Origin of the sequence: Streptomyces gardneri, from assembly GCF_006539185.1 — a bacterium.
In the GTDB taxonomy this organism is placed as follows: domain Bacteria; phylum Actinomycetota; class Actinomycetes; order Streptomycetales; family Streptomycetaceae; genus Streptomyces; species Streptomyces gardneri.
The window spans coordinates 131848-156448 of record NZ_BJMN01000006.1 but is presented as its reverse complement, the minus strand read 5'-3'; the positions used below and the strand labels follow the sequence as shown (position 1 = coordinate 156448).

Below are 24601 nucleotides of genomic sequence, written 5' to 3'. Positions count from 1 at the left end.
GTGATCGGTAGGACACTCCCGTACCCGTGACCGCCAGGGCACTCCGTACCCGTGCCCGGCAAGGCCCCCACCCCCCTCTCCCCGCCCCTTCCGCACCTCCTCCGACCTCCCGAACAGAGGATCGATCCCGATGACCACGCGCCCGGCACCCCGACGTCCCGGCGGCGACGCGCTCCGCCGTATCGGCCACCCCGTCCCGGCGGACGACCTCGCCGACACCTCCCCGCACGCCTTCCCCGACGGCGGGCTCTGGCGCACCGAACTGCCCTCCGTCGAAGGGCCCGAGGCGCTCGGCGTCGTCCTCGCCGAGAGCGAGCGGCTCGACGTTCCCGTACACCGGGTCAGCCAGGGCAGCGGCGTCTGGATGCTCACCGACGCCGAGATCACCGAGATGGTCGACGCCTGCGCCGAACGCTCCGTGGAGCTCTGCCTGTTCACCGGACCGCGCGGCACCTGGGACACCGGCGCCGCCACACGCACCGACTCCGGCGGGGCCGGGCTGCGCGCCCGTGGTCACGACGCGCTCGCCGGCTGCGTCGAAGACGCCCTGCGGGCCGTCGAGTTGGGCGTGCGGTGCCTGCTCGTCGCCGACGAGGGCGTCCTGTGGACGCTGCACCGGCTGCGCGTCGAGGGGGTGCTGCCCGGCGACACGACCTTCAAGGTGTCCGCGCTGATCGGCCCGGTCAACCCGGCGGCCTTCGGAGTGCACGAGCGGCTCGGCGCCGACTCGCTCAACGTGCCCTCCGATCTGACACTCGCGCACCTCACGGAGATCCGCCGGGTCAGCCGGGCCCCGATGGATCTGTACGTCGAGGCCCCGGACGACCTCGGCGGCTATGTGCGGATGTACGAGGCGGCCGAGTTGATCCGGCGGGGCGCGCCGCTGTACCTGAAGTTCGGGCTGAGCCGGGCGGCCGGGATCTACCCCTACGGCGCGCACCTGCGGGACCAGGCCCTGGCCATGGCCCGTGAGCGGGTACGGCGGGGGCGGCTCGTCCTCGACCTGCTGGCCCGACACGGGGCGGACGGAGGCATGTCCCCGCTGGGCTCAAGGGATCCTGGCCCGCTCGTCCGCTTCCCGGTCGACACCCACTGACACTACGGCCCTCAGCCGACGACCTGGGGCTGCGACCCGGACTCGAACACGGGCACGGAGTCAAACGCGGGCACGGGCTCAAGCGCGGGCTCGGGCTCAAGCATGGGCTCGGGCTCAAGCATGGGCTCAAGCATGGGCTCGGGCTCGGCGAGGAGGTCGTCGACGATGGTCAGGCGCGTCTCGGGGAAGTACTCCAGGATCGCCTCGCGCATCATCGCCTCACCCTCCGGATCAGGGGTCCCGGCCCGCTCCCGGGTCTCCCGGTCGGGCCAGCGCGCGTACGCCACCCAGGTGCCGTCGTCCGCCTTGTGGAGCCGGGAGCCGTAGCTTCCGCACTCCTGATGGATCGCCATGGTCACCCGGTGCCAGCCGTCGATGAGCAGTTGCTCCTTGCCCGGACTCACCCTCCACCGGTACACCATCGCGAACATCTCTCCGCCTCCTCGTCGCCCCGGCGGCGGCCTGAACCGCCCTCGGGAGGACTGAACTACACCGATCAGTTCACTGTCAATACTGAACGGTTCGGTCGACTCGCGAAGAATTCCGGCGTCGAAGCGCTTCGACATCTCCCCTGTTCTCCATCTGGACACGTCAACTCCCCCGCGTTACGGTCGGTCCGGGTCGCCCAAGCGATCACTCGACGGCTCGCGTCGAAGCGATTCACTCCGGACGCACCACCGTCCTGGCCGCGGGGAGAACGGATGGTCACCCTTGTCGAAGTCGCCCGCCACGCCGGTGTGTCGGCGAGCACCGTCAGCTACGTGCTCAGCGGCAAGCGCCCCATCTCCGACCTGACCCGGCGGCGGGTGCGGGCCAGCATCGAGCAGCTCGGCTACCAACCGCACGCGGGCGCCAGGGCGTTGGCCAGCAGCAGGTCACGGATCATCGCGCTGATGGTGCCGCTGCGGACCGACATGTACGTGCCGGTGATGCTGGACATCGCGGTCGCCGTCGCCACCACCGCCCGGGCGCACGGCTACGACGTCCTGCTGCTCACCGGCGAGGAGGGCCCCTCGGCGCTGCGCCGGGTCACCGGCAGCGGTCTCGCCGAGGCGGTGATCCTCATGGACGTCCAACTCGACGACGAGCGACTGCCGGTGCTGCGTGCGGCGGGCCCGCCCGCCGTCCTCGTCGGACTGCCGGCCGACCCCTCGGGACTGAGCTGTGTCGACCTGGACTTCACCGCGGCGGGCGCGTTGTGCGTGGAGCATCTGGCCGGCCTCGGACACCGGGAGATCGCGGTGATCGGGGAGGCCCCCGGCGTCTACGCCCGGCACACCGGCTTCGCCGAGCGGACCCTGCGCGGCCTGCGCGACCGGGCCACCGAGCTCGGCGTCGGGCTCCTGCACCGGCCCTGCGAGGGCGGCCACGACGCGGTCGCGGGGGTCCTGGCCCGGATCTTCGACGAACGGCCCGGGGTCAGCGCCTTCGTCGTGCAGAACGAGACGGCCGTCGAACCGCTGCTCGCGCTGCTGCGCCGGACGGGCCGGGCCGTGCCCGAGGACGTGTCGGTCGTCGCCGTCTGCCCCGAACCGATCGCCGCGCAGGCCTCGGTGCCGCTGACCTCGGTGGCGATCCCCGCGCAGGAGCTGGGCCGCCGTGCCGTGGAGCGGCTGATCACGGGACTCTCCGGGCGCCCCGGGGCGGACGGGCCTGCGGACGACGCCGCCCCGACGCCGGGCGTCGAGCTCCTCACTCCCGTCCTGACGAGCCGGGACAGCTCCGGCCCGCCGCTCGCGCGTGGGGTCATGAGCTGACGACCCGCTCCTCGCCCGCGCGCAGGACGAGCCGGGTCGCCCCCGCCGGGCTCCGGAGCTCGACCTTCGCGTCCCGGTCGGGCCGCAGGACCGCACGGCACTCCCCCGGCGACCATGCCAGGTCGAGGCGCGCGCCGAACCGGGTCCGCACGCCCGTGAGCCGGCCACGCGGGTAGCGGGCGGGCGGCGCGGGCAGGAGTACGAGCCGGTCGGGCGTCGACTGCACGAGGGCCTCGATCAGGAGGGCGGGCAGGGTGTGCGCCGCGTCCGCGTTGTAGACATCGCGCCCCGGATAGTGCGCGCTCATGAGCGAGTCGTGGAAGTAGTCCCCGGTGAGCACGCGGGCCAGGGCGTCCCCGGTGCGGTCGGCGTCCCCGAGCCGGGCGGCGACCAGGCCGTGGTGGAGGTGTCCGTGGGCCGAGTCGTTCTCGCTGCCCCGGAGTTCGAGGGCGCGGTGGGCGGCCCGGGCGAGGTCCGGGGTGTCGTGCGGGTTGATCTCGTCCAGCGGCCAGACCGGATAGAGGTGGCTGAGGTGCCGGTGGTCGTAGCGGTCTCCGAGGCCGGGGCGGGCCCATTCGGCGAGCGCCCCGTCGTCGTTGATCCGGTACGGCGGCAGCCGGTCGGCGAGCGCCCGGAGTCGGGCGGCGTCCGGGGCCGCGGCGCGGTCGGCGGCGGCGCGCAGGGCGTGCCGGGCGGCGGCGATGTCCATGGTGGCGTCGACCGCACCCCAGCTTCCGCCGTGGGGGCGGTTCTCCGGCGAGTAGGAGGGGACGATCACGATCCGTCCGTCGGGTCCGGTGCGGGTGAGGAAGTCCTCGTAGAACGCGGCGAGTTCGGCGAGGATCGCGCTGACGCGCGGGTCACGCCGACCGCTCGCCTCCTCGTGCGCGAGGAGCGGGACGAGCAGCCAGTCGGCTCCGGCGGTCCACAGGTGCAGCGGGTACTCGCGGCTGAAGTGGTACGAGTGCCCCGAGGCGCCGTCGGTGTGGGCGGGGGCGACGATGCCCCGGGCGCCGAAGACCTCCCGGGCGTTGTCCCGCCAGTCCTTCAACTGCCCTTCGATGAGGGCCTTGTGGGCTTCCGTGACCTCGGGGAGGTCGGCGGCGACGGCCGAGGCGGTCTGGAGGTTGAGGTTGGCGTCGGTGGTGAAGGCCCCCGACCAGGCGGTGTTCCAGTCGCCCGTCCACAGTCCGGTGAGCCGGGGAGGCAGCAGACCCGAGGAGGACAGCAGGTGGTATCGGCCGGCGGCGAAGAGGCGTTCCAGGAGGGCGGCGCTGTCGGGGCGGCCGAGCAGGGCGGAGCCGGGCAGGGCCCGCTCGGTCGCGTCCGCGCCGAGGTCGAGGGTGACGCGCCCGTAGGCGGGGCCGTGCAGCGCGGTGTGCCGGGCGAGGAGCCCGGCGTACAGGGCGGGGAGGTCCGGAGGGGACGCCGGGGCCCCTACCAGGGCGCGCAGGGCCTCCGCCTCCCGGTCGACGACCGTGGTGCTCCCTCCCTCGTCCCGCCGTACCCGGGTGAGGAGCAGCAGGTGCCGGGCGCCCGTGATCCGTACGCCGGAGGCGGTGAGCGTGGTGCGTCCGGCGTCGGTCAGGACGAGGGTGAGACCCGTGTAGCCGTGCGGGCTGTCCGGGTAGCGGGTCCGCAGGGTGAGGACGGTCTCGCGGCCGGCGGCGGCGATGCCTCGCCCGGTCCCGAGGTCGGCGGGGACGCCGGGCAGCCGGTGGTCGAGGTCGATCTCGACGACCGGGCCGGGCGCGGAGACGTACTGGACGAGGACGTCGTCGGCGCGGGAGACGAAGACCTCGCCGCGTCGCTCCCCGCACACGCCGGAGACCACCCCGGTGGTGAAGTCGACGGAGCGGCGCACGGGTCGGGCGGGGGTGCCGGGCGGGCGCCTGACGCGGGTCTGGAACGCGGGGTGGAAGGGCCGGACCCAGCGCAGCGGGCGGTCGTCCGTGAAGCGTTCGGCGGCGGTCGCGTCCCCGGCGAGCAGGGCGTCCTGGAGGGCGGGGAGGGCAGCGGCCAGGCGGGGCGGCGCGGTGTCGGCGGGGGTGTTGTTCGGCCGTACGAGGGTGTGGTGGGTGACGATCACCCGGTCGTCCTCGGGGTCACCGAACACAAGGGCCCCGTGCCGGCCGTTCCCGGCGAGGAAGGCGTCCTCCCAGCGGGCGGCCGGCGCGGCCTCCCAGGTGCCGTGGATCGGTCCGTGACTCATGGGGCCTCCTCCAGGACGGCCACGCCGAACCGGTCCAGCTTCACGGCCCCCTCCGTCACCGTGCCGGTGAGCAGGTCGCGGTGGCGGCCGGGCAGCGGCACCGTGACGGGCTCGCCGCCGTGGTGCAGGAGGAAGAGCAGGTCGCCGCGGCGGACGGCCTCGACGCCTTCGGGCAGGGCGTCGAGGACCGGGACCACCCCGGCCTCCCGTGCGACGGAGGCGAGCAGCCCGCTGAGGGCGGCCGGCTCGAGGAGGGTGGAGACGTACCAGGCGCGGCCGGTACGGAGGATCGCGGGCCGCCCGTCGAGTTCGCCGCCCCGGTAGGCGGCGACGGTCTCGGCGCCCGGCGCGGGGGTGAGCTCCTCGGACCAGAGGGTGCCGCGGAAGGTGCCGCAGTCGGCGTGCTCGCCCTCGTCGAGCGGCCACCACTCCTGGAGCAGGTCGATGCCGAGGAGTTCCCTGAGCCGGGCGTCCATGCCGCCGGGGCGGACCCGGCCGTCCCGGTCGGCGATGCCGGTGAGGAAGCCGCAGACGAGGGTGCCGCCGCCGCGCACGTACGCGAGGAGGTTCTCGATCGCCGGGTCGTCGAGGAGATGGAGGTGGGGGACGAGGACGAGCCGGTGGCCGCTCAGGTCGTGGTGCGGGTGGGCGAAGGAGGCGGGCAGGTGGGCGTCCCAGAGGGCGCGGTGCCAGGCACGGACGAGTTCGGCGTGGTCGACGCGGGTGGAGAGCGCCCCGTCGCCGGGGTCGGCCCACCAGGAGTTCCAGTCGTGGAGGAGGGCGATCTCGGTGGTCACGCGGCTTCCCGCGACGTGGGGGCCGAGGACGGCGAGGTCCTCGCCGATGCGGACGGTCTCGCGGAAGACCCGGCCGCGTTCGCCGGCGTGGCCGAGCATGGCGGAGTGGAACGTCTCCGCTCCCTGGCGGGACTGGCGCCACTGGAAGTAGTGGACGGCGTCGGCGCCGCGGGCGACGGACTGGAGCGCCCAGAGGCGGTTGAGGCCGTACGGCTTGGGGTGGTTGACGGTCCGCCAGTTGACCGCGCCGGCGGCCTGCTCCATCACCATCCACGGCCGGCCGCCGGCCTCGGAGCGCGTGAGGTCGCCGATCATCGCGTTGTAGGCGCCCGCGGCCGGGTCCCTGGGGTCGGGGTAGACGTCGACGGAGACGACGTCCTCCTCCGCCGCCCACGCCCAGCCGTCCTGACCGGACCAGAAGGGCATGAAGTTGGTGGTCACGGGGAGGTGCGGGGTGTGGCGGCGGACGATGTCGCGTTCGGCGCGGTAGCACTCCAGGAGCAGGTCCGAGGTGTAGCGCCGGAAGTCGAGGACGTGTGCCGGGTTCTTCAGGTAGTGGGCGCGGCGGGGTGGCAGGACCTCGTCCCAGTCGCCGTACCGCTGGCCCCAGAAATCGGTGCCCCAGGCGGTGTTGAGGGCGTCGAGGGTGCCGTGCCGGTCCTTCAGCCAGCTGCGGAAGGTGCGGGCGGCCCCGTCGCCCCAGTCGTACGTGCAGTACTCGTTGTTGATGTGCCACATGGTCAGGGCGGGGTGGTGGGCGTAGCGGGCGGCGAGGTCCTCGGTGATCGCGGCCGCGTGGCGCCGGTACGCCTCGCTGGAGTGGGAGAAGTGCTGGCGGGAGCCCCACCACTCGGTCCTGCCGTCCTCGTCGCGGGGCAGCGTCTCGGGGTGGAGGCGCCCCAGCCACGGCGGGGGCGAGGAGGTGGGGGTGGCGAGGACGACTCCGACGCCGTGGGCGTGCATCAGGTCCATGACCCGGTCGAGCCAGCCGAACTCGCGGGCTCCTGGGGTCGGTTCGATGCGGGACCAGGAGAAGACGCCGAGGGTGACGGAGGTGACTCCGGCCGCCCGCATGAGCCGGGCGTCCTCGGCCCAGGTCTCCTCGGGCCACTGCTCGGGGTTGTAGTCGCCGCCGTACAGCAGCCGGGGCGGCCGGCCGGGCGGTCTGGTCAGATCGTCGAGCCTTGCCATCGGGCGGTCTCTCCGTAAGAGGGTGTGGGTGCGGGCGGGTCAGCCCTTGACGGCGCCGGTCAGCATGCCCTTCCTGAAGTGCTTCTGGACGAAGGGCGAGAGGACGGCGACCGGCAGGAGGGCGAGGACCATGACGGCCATCTGGACGGCGAGTCCGGAGAGGTTCCCGGCCCTGACCGCCTGGCCGAGGCCGACCGGGATCTCCTGCTTCTGGACGAGCTGGATGAGGACGTTCTGCAGGGGCATCATGTTCTGGTCGCTGAGGTAGATGGAGGCGTTGAACCAGGCGCTCCAGTAACCGACCGCGTAGAAGAGGGTGATGACGGCGATCACCGCCCGGGAGAGCGGCATCACGATCGTCCACAGGATCCGCAGGTCCCCGGCTCCGTCGATCCGTGCGCTGTCGACGAGTTCGGGTGAGATGCCCATGAAGAAGCCGCGCAGGACGAGGATGTTGAAGACGCTCACGGCGCTCGGCAGGATCAGCGCGAGATAGGTGTCGGTGAGGCCGAGGGTCTGCACGAGCAGGTACGTGGGGATGAGGCCGGCGCCGAAGAACATGGTGGCCATCAGGGCGAGCAGGATGAAGCGGTGGCCGAGGGAGCCGGGCCGCGAAAGACCGTACGCGCAGAGGATCGACACGGTCATCGAGAACACGGTGCCGGCCAGGGTGACGAGGACGCTGACGACCGCCGCCCGGGTGACCTGGCCGCCGCCCAGGAGCTCCTGGTAGGCGATGAGGGTGAGGTCCCTCGGGACGACCACCAGGCCGCCGGCCTCCGTGATCGCCTTCTTCGTCGAGAGGCTGGTGACCACCACGATCCACAGCGGCACGAGGACCGCGAGGCAGGCGGCGGCGAGGAGCAGTCCCTTGGCCAGGAGACCGGCACGGCCGGGCGGCTCCTCCCAGACGGGGCGGGCGGGCGCCGCCCACCGCCCGGTGAGACTCCGGGTCATTTCCGGTACACCCCCTGCTCGCCCATGAGATGGGCGACCTTGTTCGCGGAGAGCACCAGCACGAGGCCGACGACTCCCTTGATCAGTCCGGCGGCGGCCGCGTAGCTGAAGTCCTGGCTGCGCAGGCCGGTCCACCACACGAAGGTGTCGAGGACCTCGGCCGCCCCGGGTCCGACGGCGTCGCGCTGGAGGAGCAGCTGCTCGAAGCCGACGGTGAGCGCGTCTCCGACGCGCAGGACGAGCAGCAGCGCGATCACGGGCCGGAGCGCGGGCAGGGTGACGTGCCACATGCGGCGCCACCGCCCGGCGCCGTCCATGGCGGCGGCCTCGTACAGGTCCTGGTTGACGGCGGCGAGCGCGGCGAGGAAGACGATGACGCCCCAGCCCGCGTCCTTCCAGATGCCCTCGGCGGTGACGAGGAACTTGAAGACGGCCGGGTCGGTCATGAGGTCGAAGCCCTCGTGGCCGTGTTGCCGGAGGGTCTGGGCGATGATGCCGGCGCCGCCGAGGATCTGCTGGAAGACCGTGATGACGAGCACCCAGGAGAAGAAGTGCGGCAGGTACAGGACGGCCTGGACGACCGCCCTGAGTCGGGGCCGCAGCACGCTGTTGACGAGCAGGGCGAGCGCAATGGGCACCGGGAAGAACAGCACCAGCTGGAGCAGGAAGAGGACGAAGGTGTTCTCGACGGCGTGCCAGAACCACGGGTCGGCGAAGACCCGTTCGAACTGGGCGAGGCCGACCCAGGGGCTCTCCAGCATCGCGGTGATGCCGTTGGTGGAGACGTACGGGTCGTAGTCCTGGAAGGCGACGACGTTCCCCAGGATCGGGACGTAGTTGAAGACCACGACGAGGACGAGCGCGGGCACGGTCATGAGGAGGAGGGTCCGGTCGCGCCGGAGCCGCCGGCCGAGCGGGACGCGCCCGTCGGTACGGCTCCGGTGCCGGTCGCTCTTCCGGTCCCGGTTGCCCGCGCGGCGGCGGGTCCGGACGCCGGGTGCCTGCGCGGCCGGTTCCGCCGCCTCGGTGTCGAGCGTGCTCACGGTCAGCTCGCCGCGGAGCCGTTGGCGTCGAGGAGCTTCCTGTACCAGTCGCGCAGCTCGTCGCCGCCCTTGGTCTTCCACTCGGAGACGGCCTGCTGCATGTCGGAGACCTTCTTGCGGCCCCGGACGATGTCCTTCTCCAGCTGCTCGAAGTCGTTCATGAGGCCCGTCCACTGGGACGGTTCGCTGATCGTCATCCCGTAGAAGGAGGACTTGGACGTCACGGCGCCCATGCGCTGCTGCCACTCGATCATGGCCCGGGTGACGTCGGGGGTGTCGGGGTGCGCCACGTAGGGCGCGGGGCTGGCGACGAACAGCCAGGAGCTGCTGACCTCCTGGTTGCCCTTGTCGGTCTTGACCGGCAGGCCGTCCTTGACGGTGTGGTGGACGCCCTCGACGCCGTAGTCGGTGAGCATCCGCTCCTTGGTGCCGTAGGGCGCGGCGGTGAAGTCGGCGATGGCCAGGGCGTCTTCGACGACCGCCTTGGAGCTGCCCCTGCGGACGAAGGCCCAGATGTTGGCGGGGTTGGTGGCCCAGAGCTTCGGGGTGCCGCCCGCATGGCCTGGGATGTCCATGGCGGCCATGGCGAACGCCGGGTTCTGCGCGGCCTGTTCGGAGGTCTTGGCGTACCAGTGGGAGAGGTCGTTGTTGTAGACGAGGCACTGGCCGGCGGTGAAGCGGAGGCTGGTGTCGCCCTGGTTCTGGGTCTTCTCGTCGGGGTGGACGACTCCGGCGTCGTAGAGCTTGCGGGTCCACGCCAGGGCTTCGAGGTACTCGGGGGTCTCGATGCGGTTGATCAGCTTGCCGTCGAGGAGGTGCCAGCCGAGCGCCTTGTCGTTGCCGGGGAGCACGCCGAACATGTTGTACGCGGTCCAGGTCATGTCGCCGCAGGCCCACACCTTCGCCTTGGCGCTGGTGATCTCCTTGGCGAGGGCGAGGAACTCGTCCGCGCTCTTGGGGAGTTGCCAGCCCTTCGCGTCGAAGAGGTCCTTGCGGTAGAAGGGTGCGATGTTCGTGACGTACGAGGCGGGCATGGGCAGGCCGCGGAGCTTGCCTCCGAAGATGGAGCGCTGCCAGGCGTCGGTGGGGATGGCCGCGAGGTTGGGGTAGGCCTTGACCTTGTCGCCGGAGAGGTACGGGCCGAGGTCCTCGAACTTGGCGTTGATCGCGCTGGGGATCTTGCCGCCGAGGTTCCAGCCGGGGACGACGACCACGTCGGGTATCTCGCTGGAGGCGAGGACGGCGCCGAGCTTCTGGTCGTAGACGTTGCCGTCCTGGTTCTGCCAGGTCGCCCGGACGCCGATGGCCTCGTTCATGGCCTTGTAGTACGGGTTGTCGGAGGCGGGCGGGGGTCCCCAGAAGGGGGCCATGACCGTGAGGGCGCCGCCCTTGCCCTTCTTCGCGGCGACCGACGCCTTGAGTTCGGCGGCCGGGATGGCGCGGGTGAAGCCGGCGGCCGAGCCGTTCTTCGGCGCGATGTCGGGGGCGACGACGGTGCTGGCCGCGAACGCCGGGAGGATCTTGGCCGCGTCCTTGCCGGTGGTGGTGCCGTCCTTCTTGCCGCCACCCGTGTCACCGCCGCCGCAGGCCGCGAGGAGCGGCGCCCCGCCGGCCACCGCGGCGGCGGCGACGGCGGTGGAGGCGAGGAAGCCCCTTCGGCTCTGCCCGGAGTCGCTCCGGCTCGGGGTGGATCTCCGGGAGCCCGTGGAGACGGCGTTCGGCGTCATTGCGTCAACCCTTCATGGCACGCGCCAGGACATACGGCGACCGAGAGGCGGCCGGCCGGCTGCGGTGGTGGAGGTGGAGCGGGCGGGGCGGAGCCCCGGGGCGCCGTCGACCATCGAGTCGAAGCGCTTCGACATTGCTGCGAGGTTAAGTGAACGTCACAGGCGCGGCAAGAGTCGTTCCCGAGTTTCTCGGCCCACCCACCGGTACACGCGGCCACCAAAGGGCCCTGGAAGTACCGGAAGTGGGCGGCCATGACTGCTTGACACCCACTCCTCACCCACGGAGCATCGAAGCGCTTCGAACCTCTCCTCACCCTCCTCTGCCAAGGGACTCCCACGTGACCGCACACCGGCCGCCCTTCCGTGACCCGGCCCTGCCCGTCGCCCGGCGCGTCGACGATCTGCTCGACCGGCTCACCGCCGACGAACGTCTCGCCCTGCTCCACCAGTTCACGCCCGGCGTCGAGCGCCTGGGCCTCGCCGCCTTCCGCACTGGACAGGAGGCCCTGCACGGCGTCGCCTGGTCGGGCCCCGCGACCGTGTTCCCGCAGGCCGTGGGGCTCGGCGCGAGCTGGCACCCGGAGCTGGTCCGGCGGGTCGGCGAGGCGGTGTCCCGCGAGACGCGGGCGATGCGCGCCAAGGACGGGCGGGTCGGCCTCAACGTCTGGTCGCCGACGGTCAATCTGCTGCGCAACCCCCTGTGGGGCCGCGGCGAGGAGGGATACGCGGAGGACCCGACGCTGACCTCCGCGATCGCGACGGCGTTCACCCGCGGGCTGCGCGGCGACCATCCGCTGTACTGGCGTACGGCCCCGGTCCTCAAGCACTGGCTCGCCCACAACAACGAGGCGGCGCGCGACACTTCCTCCGCTTCGGTACGCCCCCGCGTCCTGCGCGAGTACGACCTGCGGGCCTTCCGCGGCGCCGTCGAGGCGGGCGCGGTGGCCGGGGTGATGCCCGCGTACAACCTGGTCAACGGCCGCCCGAACCACCTCTCCCCGTATCTGGAAGAGGAGCTGCGGAGCTGGACGGACCAGGAGCTGCTCGTCTGCTCCGACGCGGGCGCCCCGTCCAACCTGGCCGACTCCCAGGGGTACTTCGCCACGCACGAGGAGGCCGTGGCGGCCGCGCTGCGCGCCGGCGTCGACTCCTTCACCGACCACGGGACGGACGCCTCGGTGATCCTGGGCCGGCTGCGGGGGGCGCTGGAGCGGGGACTGATCGACGCGGCGGACGTGAAACGGGCGGTACGGCGGCAGTTGACCGTGCGGTGCCTCCTCGGCGAGTTCGACCCGGAGCTCGACCCGTACGCGGACGAGAGCCGGTTCGACACCCCCGAGCACCGGGAGCTGGCCCGTGAGGCGGCGGAGGCGGCGGTCGTGCTGCTCAAGAACGAGTCCTCGCCACGGGGGCCTCTCCTGCCCCTCGCCGCAGGGACCCGGATCGCCGTCGTCGGCCTCCTCGCGGACACCGCCAAGCTGGACTGGTACAGCGGTTCGCTGCTCCACCGCTCGACCCCGCTCGACGGGTTGCGGGAACGCTTCGGTCGGGAGCGGGTGACCTTCGCGGAGGGCGTGGACCGGATCCGGCTGCGCACGGCGTCCGGCACCCGGCTGCGGGTGGCGGAGAGCGGGTCCCCCGGCCCGGACGGCAGCCAGGACACCGTCCCGGACGTCGACGGCTCGCTCGACCCGGCCCTGATCGCCGGCCGCACCGACCTGCCGCCGCTCACCGCCGACACGGAGGGCTCGGAGCTGGCCCTGATCGACTGGGGCGACGGCGTGCTGACGCTGCGCGCGCCCGACGGCCGGTACCTCTCGGTCGCCGAGGACGGGTTCGTCCGCGCCTCGGCGGACGAGCCCGGCGGCTGGGTCGTCCAGGAGACCTTCCGACTCGAACCACTCGAAGCACACGAAGCACACGACGGGGGTCACCTCCTTCTGCACCTCGGGACGGGTGGCTACGTCTCTGTCGCCGCCGACGGCGTGAAGGTTGCCGCCGACCGCGCATCCGCCGAGGTGTTCTCGGTCGAGACCGTCGAGCGGGGCGAGGATGCGGTCGCCCGGGCCGCGGCCGGCGCGGACGTGGTGATCGTCGTCGCGGGGAACGACCCGCACGTCAACGGCCGGGAGACCGAGGACCGTACGACGCTCGCGCTCCCCGCGCACCAGGACCGGCTGTGGCGCGCCGCGCACGCCGCGAACCCCCGGACGGTGCTCGTCCTCGTCTCCTCCTACCCGTACGCGGTGCCGGAGGCGGCCGCGCTGCTCCCGGCCCTGCTGTGGACGGCGCACGGCGGCCAGGCGGCGGGCACGGCGCTCGCCCGGATCCTGGCCGGCGACGTCTCCCCGGCGGGCCGGCTCCCCCAGACCTGGTACGCGGCGGACGCCGATCTGGCGGGCATGCTCGACTACGACGTGATCGGCGGCCGCCAGACGTACCTGTACTTCGACGGAACCCCGCTGTTCCCCTTCGGGCACGGCCTGTCGTACACGACCTTCGCGTACGAGCAGCTGACGGCGGCGGTCGACGGCGAGGAGGTACGGATCTCCTGCACCGTCACCAACACCGGTGCCGTCGCCTCGGACGAGGTCGTCCAGGTGTACGGGCGGGCCGTGAAGCCCTCCGTGCCGCGCCCGCACCGCGAACTCCTCGCCCACGAACGGGTCCACCTCGCGCCCGGCGCGTCCACCGCGCTCTCCTTCACCGTGCCGGTGGTGGCGCTCGGCTTCTGGGACGTGGCCCGTGGCAGATGGGCCGTGGACCCGGGGCCGTACGAGTTCCTCGCGGGCACGTCCAGCGCCGACGTGCGCCGTAGGGTCCGCGTCGAGGTGCCGGGCACGGCGCCCGGGCCGCGTCCGGTCCTGGAGACGGGCCTGGAGGCCGTCGACTACGACGAGCAGACCGCGACCGTGATCGTCGACCGCTCCCGGGTCTCCGGCGACGCGGTGACCCCAGCCGATCCGGACGTGCCCGGGACGCTCCTCTACCGGGCCTGCGACTTCGGCGAGGGCGTCACGGAACTGGCCGTGACGGCCGCAGGGGCAGGCGAGGTGACGTTCTTCGCCGGTACGGGGACGGCCGAGCTGGCCCGCGTGACGGTGGAGCCCACGGACGGCCCGTACGACCACACCACCGTGGGGGCGCCCTGTGACGTCCGGGACGTGACGGACATCCGCGTCGAACTGTGCGGGCCGCTGCGCCTCGCGCACGTCGCTTTCTCCGGCTGAGGGACCGGGAAGCGCGACGCACGAGGCGTCCCGCCGGGGTCTCCGGGCCCGACGGGACGCCCCCCTCGGCGGGCGGGAGCCCGGGCACTTCCCCGAGCCGATCCAGAAGATCGCCGAGCTCAACAAGGCCCTGGCCGACGACAGTTCCTTCGAGAACCTGACGACTGATGCTTTCCCGTCAACCCGAAAGCGACCGCCGGACACCGGTCCCCGCCCTCGGAACGTTCATGGCGGCAGACACACCCGAGGGACAGCTCCGTCCCCGGGAAGGTGACCGCCTGGGACGGCGAGCTCGTCCGCCTGCAACGGCTCGGAGGAGGAACCGCGTGGACGGCGGCGGCGGACGTCCGGGGCGAGATCCGGAACCACCCGCACGACGAGCCGAAGTTGACGCTTCCCCGGAAGTTCCCATGCCCACGGCGGCAGGTGACCACGGTGCCGGTCTACCCGGTACCGCGTCGGTGCGCAGAAGGGGCCTGCGGCCTACAGGCCGCGGGCCCCTTCAGGCTGCGTATGCGCGTCCCGGCTGGTGGTCACGCGTCCTTGAGCTTGGTCACGATCCACTCGCCGAGTTCTCGGGTGATGACGGTGTGGCCTTCGTTGGTGGTGGCGCAGCGGAAGTCGTGGAGGTCGCTGCGCTCGGCGTCGATCTTGCCGTAGAGGGCGTCGTTGTCGTCGATGTCGGCCGACGCCACGGCGCTGATGGTGGGAACGAAGCAGGAGGCGTTGAACGTGGGTTGCGTCGCCGCGCCGTTGAGAAGGTTGGCCAGCAAGTTGGCCACGCCGAAGTTGGAGGCGCCGCCGAGGAGCTCGGGGAAGAGACCGCCGGGAGCGCCGTCGATTTCGGGGAAGCCGGTGGTGACGATCGAGACCCTGTCCTGGCCCGGCTCCTGCATCTCAGCGACGGTCTTGCGTCCCTCGCCCTGGGTACGCAGCTGCACGGCCACGGTCGGACCGGGGGCGTCCATCGCGGGGCTGTCGGCGGGGATGTCGTTTCCGACGCCGGTGCCCGTTCCGTTGGCGACACCGAGCAGGCGGGGGATCTGCGGCCAGTCGCCCATCCGCTCCAGTGCGCCCAGGAACTCGGTCCGTGCCTTGTCCTGGCCGGCGGCGACGTCGAGGGTGGTGCTGGTTCCGGTTGCGAGGTGCCAGCGCAGCATCTCCCGGGCGGCGGGGCTGTTGATCAGGTCGGAGTAGAGGTTGTAGAGCTGCTTGCCTTCGCCTCCCCAGTGGGCCTTCACGAAGTGGGCGAACGCCTGGACTCCCAGGGGCAGCCACGCGCCGCGGTGCGGGGTGTCGTAGGAGAGGTAGGTGGCGGTCTCGTGCTGCATCCGCTGGCGCTCCAGCTTGGCCAGGGCGTAGCGGGTGACCAGGCCTCCCATGCTGAAGCCGCCCACCGTCAGCTGGGCGTCGCCCTCGCGCTCGGCGATCGTCCGCATGATGCACTGGATCGCGACCTCGGCGTTGTCGAGAACGGACGCGGTGCGGTCGGCGAAGCCCAGCAGAATGACGTCGAAGCCGGCCTGGCGCAGCGTGGAGACGAACGGGTATTCCCCGTTCTCCAGGCCGTCGTACAGAACGTCGACGTCGGTTCCTTCCGGAGCGAAGCCGTCGGCGAGGATCACCGGTCGCTTGAGGACGTTCTCGCCGGGTGACCTGTAGAAGACCCAGGCGGTTCCGCTGGTGGACACGGTACGCAGATCCCACTTGGTGTCCCAGGGGGCGGACTGCACGGCGGCGCGCTCAGACCCCGGAGGGGTACCCCAGATGCTGACGACAGGCTTGGACATACTTCGACGACTCCTTCGTGTCGCGGCGATCATGCCGAACACGGCCATCGTCCCGACACGAGCACCCGCGCCCCATCAGAACCCGGTGAGTTCACCATCCCGGGCCCGGAACGGCTCAATTCGCTCCCTCCCGCACGCCTCTCGTACGCCTCTCGTACGCGGGCGCGTCGCAGCCAGAACGCCGACCTCACGAGGCAGAGCGTCAACTTGGGGGGCCGGACTGCGGAGGAGGGCCCTTCCGCGTCACGTAGTAGCCGCCGCCGGGGTGGCCCGGTGGTCCGGGACGGTGTGACCGCGCTCTTCGTGCCGAGGCAGGCGCCCCAGGCCTCCTCCACTGCCGGACGCTCGTCAGGAGAGGACCCGGCGGTCGGTCGCGAGCACCGTCCGGCAGACGAGGGCGACAACCCCCGCGACCGCGACGAGCAGCCCGCTCGTCCAGAGCGGGCCCCGGTCACCGGCGGCGGTGCCGAGGGTGCTCGCGGCGACGAGCGGCCCGAGGGCGGCGCCGGTGTTGAGCGCGGCCGTCGCGAACGCGCCGGCCATGGTGGGGGCTCCCGCCGCCTCGTACAGGACCCGCGTGATCAGGGTGGCGCCCACGGCGAACGACAGGGCGCCCAGGACGAACACGAGGACCAGCACCGCGAGCGGCCGCTCGGCGAGAACGGCGAGGACGGGCCAGCCGAGGACCAGCAGCGGCCCGCCGGCCGCGAGGACGAGCCCGGGGCGCCGGTCGGCGAGCCGTCCCGCAACGGTGACCCCGGCGAAGGAACCGGCACCGAAGAGCACGAGGACGACGGGGAGCCACAGCCCGCCGAGACCGGTCGTCCCGGTCACGAGGGGCGCGAGGAAGGTGAAGCTGCCGAAGGTCGCGGCGTTCACCAAGGCGCCGAGCAGCATGGCCAGGAGCAGTCGCGGACTCCTGAGCCGCGCGAGTTCGTCCCGCAGGCGGGGGCCGCCGTCCCCGTCCTGCTGCGCGGGGCGGGCGGGTACGCCCTGGACGATGCCGAGGGCCGCCGGGAGGCAGAGCAGGGCGACGGCCCAGAAGGCGGCCCGCCACCCGAAGAGCGCGCCGAGCAGCGCACCGCCCGGCACCCCGGCGATGGTCGCCACGGTCGTGCCGGACAGGAGGACGGCGAGCGCGCGTCCCTTCCGCTCGGCGGGGACGAGCGCGGCGGCGGTCGTCAGGGCGACGGCGAGGAACCCCGCGTTGGCGAGGGCGGCGACCACCCGGGTCGCGAGCAGGACCGGGAAGCTCGTGGTGACGGCGCCGACGACATGGGCGGCCAGGAACAGGACGACGAAGGCGAGGAGTCCGGTCCGCCCGGACCGGCCGCGGGCGAGCCCGGCCATGAGCGGGGCGCCGACGACCATCCCGGCGGCGAAGGCGGACGTGAGCAGTCCGGCGGTCCCGACCGGTACGTCGAGCTCGGAGGCGATGTCCGGCAGCAGGCCGGCGAGCATGAACTCGGAGGTGCCCATGGCGAAGACCGCCAGGGCGAGCAGATAGAGCGGGAGAGGCATCGAGAGGGCTCCGGGGTGAGGAGAAGCACGAGAGGACTCGTCTCGTCACCGCGGTCAGCACCCACGAACACACGCCGAACCGCCGCGCGCGGCGCACAAGGCATGCGGCGCGGACGGCGAAGGAGCTACGGACTCCGCTGTGGTCTCAGGGGTTCAGGGGGCTGACGGCGTGACCGAAAGCCCCCACCCTGGATGCTTCGGGGCTCGACATGCGGAGCACGCTACCCGACCACCGCGAGGGGGACGCGCCGTTTTCCGCACGGGCGCCCGCCCCCACCGGCGAACCCGCCTCCGCCTCCGGCGAGAAGGTCAGGCGCCGGCCGGCCGCGCCTTGACCGAGTCGACGAAGACCGTGAAGGCGGCGGCGGAGACGGCGAAGGCGGGGCCGGCCGGAACCTTCGAGTCGCGGACGGGGACGACTCCGAGGGTGGACATGAGGTGCGGCCGCGGCCGAGCGGGAGCGGTACTGCCTCCGGGTGCACGACCGTTCGGCGGCGGCGGACCTCCGGATCGAGATCCGCAACCACCCGCACGAGGGGCCGTGGCGGTCACGCCGGTCTGCCGCATGGTCAGGCACGTCGGGCCGGAGTCCGAGCTCACCATGACCGCGCGCTGCATGGACGGCGGGTGCACATGGGAGTCGGCGCCGACACCGCAGCCCGGTACCGGTGCGGTCGGGTGCGCGGCGCACACCGCGGCCACCGGTCACGCCACGTTCGCCGTCCGTCTGGAGTACATCGCACTGGTGACCACCTAGGCCGGGGGCGAGGAAGGCAGTGGCTGACAAGGCCACCGGCGCCACCTCGCCTACGTGGAGGGTTCGCCGCCGCCGGGGGCCGGGGAGTACAGCGCCCCCTGGACGTACTCCATGGCCTTCGTGAAGGCGGGGTCGGTGAGGCGGCGGGTCATCTCCTCCTCGTCGACGTCCTCGATGTGGGTCTGGATCCACCAGAGGTTGCCGAAGGGGTCGCGGACGCGGCCCACCAGGTCGCCGAAGAAGAGGTGGGTGACCTCGGTGACGGAGGTGCCGCCCGCCTCGACCGCGCGCCGGTGGACGGCCCGCGCGTCGTCCACGTACAGCCGGACGAACGCGGGGGTCGGCGCCCAGCCGGGCGGGCTGTCGAAGGCCATGATCCGGCCGTTCCCGATCCGTAGTTCGGCGTGGCCGATCGTGCCGTCCTCCAGCACGAACCGGCCCAGGTCCTCGGCCCCGAAAGCCCGCTCCAGGTAGTCGATGAGACCCGCGGTGTCGGCCCCGATGATCCAGGGCGTGACGGTGGTGTAGCCCTCGGGGACAGCCTTGACGGGGGTGGCGGGAGAGGTGTCGTCGCTCATGCGGTCACGCTAGGCCGCATCTAGGTCAGCTCCCGTCCTCCACACCTCCGGGGCCCAGGTTCCGTACCTCGTACGGCAGGTCGGTCCCCGTCGCCGTCACCGTCACGCCCTCCTCTGTCCGCGTCACCCGGTAGACCGCGGCCGGGGCTCCCCGGTGGTCGGGGACGGTGATCTCGGTGGTCCCCGGGGGGCCCGGAGCGACCAGGAGGGTGACGCCGTCGAGCCAGTCGCCGTCCGGGCGGGAGTCGTCCGCGCCCAGGGGCAGGACCGCGCCGGGGCGGACGTACAGCGGGAGGCTGTCGAGGGCGTGGGTCTCGTGGCGCCAGCGCGGGCCGGTGACCGTCTCGCCCGTGAGGAGGTGGGTCCACTCGCCCTCGGGGACGTACACCTCCACCTCGCCGCCGGCCGTGAGCACCGGGGCGACGAGCAGGTCGGGGCCGAGCATGTACTGCCGGTCCAGGGTCCGGCAGGCCGGGTCGTCCGGGAATTCGAGCAGCATGGGGCGCATGACCGGGACGCCCGTGGCGTGGGCCTCGGCGGCCACCCCGTACAGGTACGGCATGAGCCGGTGCTTGAGCCGGGTGAAGCGGCGCGCGACCTCGACGGCCGCCTCGCCGAACTCCCACGGCACCCGGTACGAGTCGCTGCCGTGCAGCCTGCTGTGCGAGGACAGCAGGCCGAAGGCGAGCCAGCGGGTGAAGACCTCGGGCTCCGGGGTGCCCTCGAAGCCGCCGATGTCGTGGCTCCAGAAGCCGAACCCGCTGAGCGAGAGCGAGAGTCCGCCGCGCAGCGACTCCGCCATCGCCTCGAAGGAGGCCCAGCAGTCGCCGCCCCAGTGGACGGGGAACTGCTGGCCGCCGGCGGTCGCCGAGCGGGCGAAGAGGACGGCCTCGCCGGCGCCGCGCTCCTTCTCCAGGAGCTCGAAGACGGTCCGGTTGTAGAGCTGGGTGTAGTAGTTGTGCATCCGCTCGGGGTCCGAGCCGTCGTGCCAGACGACATCGGTCGGGATCCGCTCGCCGAAGTCGGTCTTGAAGCAGTCGACGCCCTGCGCGAGGAGCGGGCGCAGCTTGTCCTGGAACCAGGTCCGGGCCTCGGGGTTCGTGAAGTCGACCAGCGCCATGCCGGGCTGCCAGAGGTCCCACTGCCAGATGTCGCCGTTCGGTCGCCTGACCAGGTAGCCACCGGCCGCGCCCTCCTCGAAGAGGGCGGACTTCTGCGCGATGTACGGGTTGATCCACATGCCGACCCGCAGGCCCCGCGCCTTCAGCCGGGCCAGCATGCCGGCCGGGTCGGGGAAGGTCTCGGGGTCCCAGCGGAAGTCCGACCACTGGTACTCGCGCATCCAGAAGCAGTCGAAGTGGAAGACGGAGAGCGGGATGCCGCGCTCCGCCATGCCGTCGACGAAGGAGGTGACGGTCTTCTCGTCGTAGCGGGTGGTGAAGGAGGTGGTGAGCCAGAGACCGAAGGACCACGGCGGGGGCAGGGCCGGGCGGCCGGTGAGCGCGGTGTAGCGGGCGAGCACCTCCTTGGGTGTCGGTCCCGCGACGACGAAGTACTCGACGCTCTGGTCCTCGACGCTGAACTGGACCTGGCCGACGGCCTCCGAGCCGACCTCGAAGGAGACCCGGCCGGGGTGGTCGACGAAGACGCCGTAGCCGCGGGAGGAGAGGTAGAACGGGATGTTCTTGTAGGCCTGCTCGCTGCTGGTGCCGCCGTCGGCCTGCCAGATGTCGACGCTCTGGCCGTTCCGCACGAAGGGCGTGAAACGCTCGCCGAGGCCGTAGACCTGCTCGCCGACGCCGAGCGCGAGCTGGACGGCCATGTGGTGGGCGCCGTCGGTGGTGGTGACGAACGCGGTGCCCTTCCGGCCGGCCTCGGTGAGCTTCCGGCCGCCGGCCTCGTGGAACTCCAGGGCCCAGGGCGCCGAGCGGTCCAGGCGCAGCCGCAGTGGCCCGGAGGCGAGTTCGACGACCGGGCCTTCGACCACGACGACACCGGAAGCGGAATCGCCGTCGGCCAGGACGAAGTCCGGCCCCCGGTGGGCCTTCCCCGCGTGGTGGGTGACGCGGACCCCGATCACGCCCTCGGCGGGCGATCGGCACTCCACGGTCAGGAGCGCCGAGTTCAGGGTGTCGCCGCGGGTCGCGACCCGCTTGACGGAGGCGTAGGCGGTGAAACGGTCGGCTTCGGCGCGCAGGTCGCGGACTTCGGTGGCGTACGAGGCGTGGACGCCCTCGCGCATCAGCCAGAAGCCGTCGGTGAACTTCATGCTGGTCCTTGGGGATGGGGGCGGAGGGGCTCCTCGGAGCCCTCAATAGTTATCCCAGAAAACAAAACGGCGAACCAGCCCTTCGAGGCCGCTGACCCCGACCGATAGAAAACGCTTTCACGAACCCTGCGCGAAGCATTGACGAAACACGAACGCCCCCCTAGCTTCATGCCCGTTGCACTTCGTACGTCATATATGAGACGCGATACACGAGATCTGAGAGTGCTCCATGGCCTTCGCCCCCAGCCCCATCCCGTCCCGCACCCAGTACGTCCTGGAAGCGATCAAGCACGACATCCTCACCGGAGGGCTCAGACCCGGCCAGGCGCTCGTGGAGACCGAACTCGCCGCGCGCTTCGGGGTGTCGAAGACCCCGGTGCGCGAGGCGCTCAAGACCCTCGCGGGCAGCGGACTCGTGGTGATGAGCCAGTACAAGGGCGTCACGGTCCGGATGGTCGACGCGGACATGGCCCGCGCGGTCTACGACGTACGGCTGCTCCTGGAGCCCGAGGCGGTCCGCCGCGCCGTCGCCTCCGCCGCCCCGCTCGACGCGGCGCACGAGGCGCTGCGCCGGGCCGCCGGGGCCGAGGACCCGGCCGAACGGTCCCTGGCCAACCGCGACTTCCACCGCGCGCTCTACCTGCCCTGCGGCAATCCGCTGCTGGGCCGGATGCTCGACGAGGTCCGCGACCAGGCCGCCCTGGTCTCCACGGTCGCCTGGGCCGCCGTCCCCTCCTGGGAGCGCGAGGCCTCGGAGCACGAGGAGATCCTGCGGCTCGCCGCCGCGGGCGATGTCGAGGGAGCCGGCCGGGCCGTGCACGACCACATCGCCTCGTTCGTCGAGCGCGCCTTCCCCCAGTCCGCCCTGAACGACGAGTGAGCGAACGACCAGTGAGCGAAAAGCCCGTGAGTGACATGCCAGTGACCGGACACGCAGCGACCGGACACGCAACAACCGAACCGCCCGTGAGCGAACAGTCCGTGCGCGAACAGCCCGTGAGCGAACAGTCCGTAAGCGAACAGCCCGTGAGCATCGACTTCGAAACCCTGAGGGCCGCCCTCGCCGACGTGGTGGCCATCCCCGTCACCCCCTTCGCCGAGGACGGCTCCGTCGACACCGTCGCCCACCGGGCGCTGCTGCGCCGGCTGCTCGACGGCGGCGTGCGCACCCTCACGCCGAACGGCAACACCGGCGAGTTCTACGCCCTCACCCCCGAGGAGCGCCGCTCCGTCACCGAGGCGACCGTGGAGGAGGCCGGGGACCGCGCCGTGATCCTGGTCGGCGTCGGCCACGACGTGCCGACGGCCGTCGAGGCCGCCCGGCACGCCCGCGCCGCCGGGGCCCACATGCTGATGGTGCACCAGCCCGTGCACCCGTACGTCTCCGAGAGCGGCTGGGTCGACTACCACCGGGCCATCGCCGAGGCCGTACCGGAGCTCGGGGTCGTCCCGTACATCCGCAACCCGCTCCTGACCGGTGCCCGGCTCGCCGAGCTCGGCGCGGCCTGCCCCAACGTCGTCGGTGTGAAGTACGCCGTCCCGGACGCGTCGCGGTTCGCCGGCTTCGCCCGGGACGCGGGCCTCGACCGCTTCGTGTGGGTGGCGGGGCTCGCCGAGCCGTACGCCCCCTCGTACTTCGCGAGCGGCGCGACCGGCTTCACCTCCGGCCTCGTCAACGTCTCGCCCGCGCTCTCCCTGGAGATGCTGCACGCACTGCGGGCCGGCGACTACCCGACCGCGATGAAGGTCTGGGAGCGGATCCGCCGCTTCGAGGAGCTGCGCGCCGCGAACGGCAGCGCCGACAACGTGACCGTCGTCAAGGAGGCCCTCGCCTCCCTCGGCCTGTGCCGCCGCGACATCCGCCCGCCGAGCCGGGAACTCCCGGAGAGCGAGCGGGCCGAGGTCGCCGCGATAGCCGCCGGGTGGCCGCTGTGAGCCGGAGTCCCGAGGAGCTGCGCAGCCACCAGTGGTACGGCACGGACGGGCTGCGCTCCTTCAGCCACCGCGCCCGCACCCGCCAGCTCGGCTACCTGCCCGAGGAGCACCTCGGCAAGCCGGTGATCGCGATCCTCAACACCTGGTCCGACATCAATCCCTGTCACGTCCACCTCCGCGACCGCGCGCAGGCCGTGAAGCGGGGGGTGTGGCAGGCGGGCGGATTCCCGCTGGAGTTCCCGGTCTCCACCCTCTCGGAGACCTTCCAGAAGCCGACGCCGATGCTCTACCGCAATCTCCTCGCCCTGGAGACGGAGGAGCTGCTCCGCTCGTACCCGGTGGACGGGGCGGTCCTGATGGGCGGTTGCGACAAGACGACCCCGGCGCTGCTCATGGGCGCCGCCTCCGTCGACCTGCCGACCGTCTTCGTGCCGGCCGGTCCGATGCTGCCCGGCCACTGGCGCGGCGAGACCCTCGGTTCCGGTACGGACATGTGGAAGTACTGGGACGAGAAGCGCGCGGGGCGGATCGGCGACTGCGAGATGGCCGAGCTGGAGAGCGGCCTGGCCCGCTCCCCCGGCCACTGCATGACGATGGGGACGGCGTCCACGCTCACCGCCGCCGCGGAGACCCTGGGCGTGACCGTGCCGGGTGCCTCCTCCGTGCCGGCGGTGGACTCGGGCCACGACCGGATGGCCGCGGCCTCGGGGCTGCGGATCGTGGAGCTCGTACGGCAGGACCTGCGGCTGTCGGCGCTGCTGACCCGGGAGGCGTACGAGGACGCGGTCGCCGCCGTCCTGGCGCTCGGCGGCTCGACGAACGCCGTGATCCATCTGATCGCGATGGCCGGGCGCTCCGGGGTGAAACTCACGCTCGACGACTTCGACCGGATCGCGCGGACCGTCCCGGTCCTCGCGAACCTCCGGCCCGGTGGCCGGTACCTCATGGAGGACTTCCACTTCGCGGGCGGGATGCCGGGGTTCCTGTCGCGGCTCGCGGACGTGCTGCACCTGGACCGGCCGACGGTCTCGCACGCCACCCTGCGCGAGCAGCTGGCGGGCGCGCTCGTCCACGACGAGGACGTGATCCGGGACCGGGGCAGGCCGTTGGCCGCCGAGGGCGGGGTGGCCGTGCTGCGCGGCAACCTCTGTCCGGACGGTGCGGTCATCAAGCACATCGCGGCCGAGCCCCGGCTGCTGAAGCACACGGGCCCCGCGGTCGTCTTCGACGACTACCGGACCATGCAGCGGACCATCGACGACCCGGCGCTCGGCATCACCGCCGACCATGTGCTGGTGCTGCGCGGGGCGGGCCCCAAGGGCGGTCCCGGCATGCCGGAGTACGGGATGCTGCCGATCCCCGCATACCTCCTGGAGCAAGGGGTGAAGGACATGGTCCGGATCTCCGACGCCCGGATGAGCGGGACGAGCTACGGGGCCTGTGTGCTGCACGTGGCGCCCGAGTCCCATGTCGGCGGACCCCTTGCCCTCGTCCGTACGGGCGATACGATCACCCTCGACGTCGCGGCACGCTCCCTCCAACTGCACGTCACGGACGAGGAGCTGGACCGCCGCAGGGCCGCGTGGACACCACCTCCGACCCGGTACGAGCGTGGCTACGGCGCGCTCTACATGGAGCAGATCTCCCAGGCCGACACCGGCTGCGACTTCGCGTTCCTGGCCAGGCCGGGGACCACCCCCGATCCGTACGCGGGCTGAGTCCGCCACCCGAAGCACCGTCC

Annotated in this window: 19 protein-coding genes; 7 read left to right on the top strand and 12 right to left on the bottom strand. The window is 72.3% G+C overall.

From position 1 onward, the window contains the following. Positions 1-130 precede the first annotated feature (130 nt). A complete protein-coding gene (locus SGA01_RS05095; protein WP_141293714.1) occupies positions 131-1096 on the top strand; it encodes a hypothetical protein in 966 nt (321 codons plus the stop codon). Positions 1097-1107: 11 nt separating this feature from the next. Here SGA01_RS05095 and SGA01_RS05090 read toward each other — a convergent pair whose 3' ends face one another. Further along, positions 1108-1527, bottom strand: coding sequence for a hypothetical protein (locus SGA01_RS05090; protein WP_229918307.1), 420 nt, complete (start codon positions 1525-1527; stop codon positions 1108-1110). 270 nt (positions 1528-1797) lie between these two features. Here SGA01_RS05090 and SGA01_RS05085 point away from each other — a divergent pair, with 270 nt between their 5' ends. Next, positions 1798-2853 carry a LacI family DNA-binding transcriptional regulator gene (locus SGA01_RS05085; RefSeq protein WP_141293712.1) on the top strand — a complete coding sequence of 352 codons (1056 nt, stop codon included), beginning with the start codon at positions 1798-1800 and terminating at the stop codon, positions 2851-2853. On the opposite strand, the gene SGA01_RS05080 is transcribed toward SGA01_RS05085, so the two are convergent. Genes SGA01_RS05080 through SGA01_RS41740 form a run of 6 tightly spaced genes read right to left on the bottom strand, consistent with a single transcriptional unit; the run spans position 2843 to position 10915 of the window. After that, complete coding sequence (locus SGA01_RS05080; protein WP_141293710.1) at positions 2843-5065, bottom strand: glycosyl hydrolase family 95 catalytic domain-containing protein; 2223 nt, start codon at positions 5063-5065, stop codon at positions 2843-2845. The genes SGA01_RS05085 and SGA01_RS05080 overlap by 11 nt on opposite strands. Then, entirely contained in the window at positions 5062-7053 is a 1992-nt protein-coding gene (locus tag SGA01_RS05075) for a beta-galactosidase (RefSeq protein WP_141293708.1), read from the bottom strand. The genes SGA01_RS05080 and SGA01_RS05075 overlap by 4 nt, the downstream gene beginning before the upstream one ends. Positions 7054-7092: 39 nt before the next feature. Then, the gene (locus SGA01_RS05070) at positions 7093-8010 is read right to left on the bottom strand and encodes a carbohydrate ABC transporter permease (RefSeq protein ID WP_141293706.1); all 918 of its coding nucleotides are present in this window, start codon (positions 8008-8010) and stop codon (positions 7093-7095) included. Beyond that, complete coding sequence (locus tag SGA01_RS05065; protein WP_141293704.1) at positions 8007-9053, bottom strand: ABC transporter permease; 1047 nt, start codon at positions 9051-9053, stop codon at positions 8007-8009. Before SGA01_RS05065 ends, SGA01_RS05070 begins: the two co-directional genes overlap by 4 nt. 2 nt (positions 9054-9055) lie before the next feature. Then, positions 9056-10780, bottom strand: coding sequence for a type 2 periplasmic-binding domain-containing protein (locus SGA01_RS05060; protein ID WP_141293702.1), 1725 nt, complete (start codon positions 10778-10780; stop codon positions 9056-9058). Positions 10781-10792: 12 nt separating this feature from the next. Further along, a complete protein-coding gene (locus SGA01_RS41740; protein ID WP_255325149.1) occupies positions 10793-10915 on the bottom strand; it encodes a hypothetical protein in 123 nt (40 codons plus the stop codon). A 203-nt stretch (positions 10916-11118) separates the two neighbouring features. On the opposite strand from SGA01_RS41740, the gene SGA01_RS05055 reads away from it, so the two are divergent. Further along, complete coding sequence (locus SGA01_RS05055; protein WP_141293700.1) at positions 11119-14010, top strand: beta-glucosidase; 2892 nt, start codon at positions 11119-11121, stop codon at positions 14008-14010. A gap of 533 nt (positions 14011-14543) precedes the next feature. On the opposite strand, the gene SGA01_RS05050 is transcribed toward SGA01_RS05055, so the two are convergent. From SGA01_RS05050 to SGA01_RS05040, 3 genes are all read right to left on the bottom strand, one after another. Continuing rightward, complete coding sequence (locus SGA01_RS05050) at positions 14544-15800, bottom strand: esterase/lipase family protein (protein WP_141293698.1); 1257 nt, start codon at positions 15798-15800, stop codon at positions 14544-14546. A gap of 348 nt (positions 15801-16148) precedes the next feature. Next, on the bottom strand, positions 16149-17321 hold the full coding sequence (locus SGA01_RS05045; protein WP_141293696.1) for a Cmx/CmrA family chloramphenicol efflux MFS transporter: 1173 nt from the start codon (positions 17319-17321) through the stop codon (positions 16149-16151). A 309-nt stretch (positions 17322-17630) separates the two neighbouring features. After that, positions 17631-17756: a DUF397 domain-containing protein gene (locus SGA01_RS05040; RefSeq protein ID WP_141293694.1), complete on the bottom strand. Its 126-nt coding sequence runs from the start codon at positions 17754-17756 to the stop codon at positions 17631-17633. Positions 17757-17886: 130 nt separating this feature from the next. On the opposite strand from SGA01_RS05040, the gene SGA01_RS05035 reads away from it, so the two are divergent. Then, positions 17887-18078 (top strand): hypothetical protein, encoded by a 192-nt coding sequence (locus SGA01_RS05035; RefSeq protein WP_141293692.1) that lies wholly within the window; start codon positions 17887-17889, stop codon positions 18076-18078. Between the two features lie 50 nt (positions 18079-18128). On the opposite strand, the gene SGA01_RS05030 is transcribed toward SGA01_RS05035, so the two are convergent. After that, positions 18129-18656 carry a VOC family protein gene (locus tag SGA01_RS05030; protein WP_141293690.1) on the bottom strand — a complete coding sequence of 176 codons (528 nt, stop codon included), beginning with the start codon at positions 18654-18656 and terminating at the stop codon, positions 18129-18131. A gap of 25 nt (positions 18657-18681) precedes the next feature. Next, entirely contained in the window at positions 18682-20925 is a 2244-nt protein-coding gene (yicI, locus tag SGA01_RS05025) for an alpha-xylosidase (RefSeq protein ID WP_141293688.1), read from the bottom strand. A gap of 229 nt (positions 20926-21154) precedes the next feature. Here yicI and SGA01_RS05020 point away from each other — a divergent pair, with 229 nt between their 5' ends. The 3 genes from SGA01_RS05020 to araD all read left to right on the top strand — a co-directional run bounded on the left by SGA01_RS05020 (position 21155) and on the right by araD (position 24578). Continuing rightward, on the top strand, positions 21155-21805 hold the full coding sequence (locus SGA01_RS05020) for a GntR family transcriptional regulator (protein ID WP_141293686.1): 651 nt from the start codon (positions 21155-21157) through the stop codon (positions 21803-21805). Positions 21806-21951: 146 nt separating this feature from the next. Beyond that, on the top strand, positions 21952-22860 hold the full coding sequence (locus SGA01_RS05015; protein WP_141293684.1) for a dihydrodipicolinate synthase family protein: 909 nt from the start codon (positions 21952-21954) through the stop codon (positions 22858-22860). Beyond that, positions 22848-24578 (top strand): L-arabinonate dehydratase, encoded by a 1731-nt coding sequence (gene araD / locus SGA01_RS05010; protein WP_174867209.1) that lies wholly within the window; start codon positions 22848-22850, stop codon positions 24576-24578. Before SGA01_RS05015 ends, araD begins: the two co-directional genes overlap by 13 nt. The last annotated feature ends 23 nt before the right edge of the window (positions 24579-24601 follow it).

Coding starts and splice junctions, on each gene's coding strand:
- SGA01_RS05095 (WP_141293714.1), top strand. CDS start 131: ATGACCACGCGCCCGGCACCCCGACGTCCCGGCGGCGACGCGCTCCGC.
- SGA01_RS05090 (WP_229918307.1), bottom strand. CDS start 1,527: ATGTTCGCGATGGTGTACCGGTGGAGGGTGAGTCCGGGCAAGGAGCAA.
- SGA01_RS05085 (WP_141293712.1), top strand. CDS start 1,798: ATGGTCACCCTTGTCGAAGTCGCCCGCCACGCCGGTGTGTCGGCGAGC.
- SGA01_RS05080 (WP_141293710.1), bottom strand. CDS start 5,065: ATGAGTCACGGACCGATCCACGGCACCTGGGAGGCCGCGCCGGCCGCC.
- SGA01_RS05075 (WP_141293708.1), bottom strand. CDS start 7,053: ATGGCAAGGCTCGACGATCTGACCAGACCGCCCGGCCGGCCGCCCCGG.
- SGA01_RS05070 (WP_141293706.1), bottom strand. CDS start 8,010: ATGACCCGGAGTCTCACCGGGCGGTGGGCGGCGCCCGCCCGCCCCGTC.
- SGA01_RS05060 (WP_141293702.1), bottom strand. CDS start 10,780: ATGACGCCGAACGCCGTCTCCACGGGCTCCCGGAGATCCACCCCGAGC.
- SGA01_RS41740 (WP_255325149.1), bottom strand. CDS start 10,915: ATGTCGAAGCGCTTCGACTCGATGGTCGACGGCGCCCCGGGGCTCCGC.
- SGA01_RS05050 (WP_141293698.1), bottom strand. CDS start 15,800: ATGTCCAAGCCTGTCGTCAGCATCTGGGGTACCCCTCCGGGGTCTGAG.
- SGA01_RS05045 (WP_141293696.1), bottom strand. CDS start 17,321: ATGCCTCTCCCGCTCTATCTGCTCGCCCTGGCGGTCTTCGCCATGGGC.
- SGA01_RS05040 (WP_141293694.1), bottom strand. CDS start 17,756: ATGTCCACCCTCGGAGTCGTCCCCGTCCGCGACTCGAAGGTTCCGGCC.
- SGA01_RS05035 (WP_141293692.1), top strand. CDS start 17,887: ATGGTCAGGCACGTCGGGCCGGAGTCCGAGCTCACCATGACCGCGCGC.
- SGA01_RS05030 (WP_141293690.1), bottom strand. CDS start 18,656: ATGAGCGACGACACCTCTCCCGCCACCCCCGTCAAGGCTGTCCCCGAG.
- yicI (WP_141293688.1), bottom strand. CDS start 20,925: ATGAAGTTCACCGACGGCTTCTGGCTGATGCGCGAGGGCGTCCACGCC.
- SGA01_RS05020 (WP_141293686.1), top strand. CDS start 21,155: ATGGCCTTCGCCCCCAGCCCCATCCCGTCCCGCACCCAGTACGTCCTG.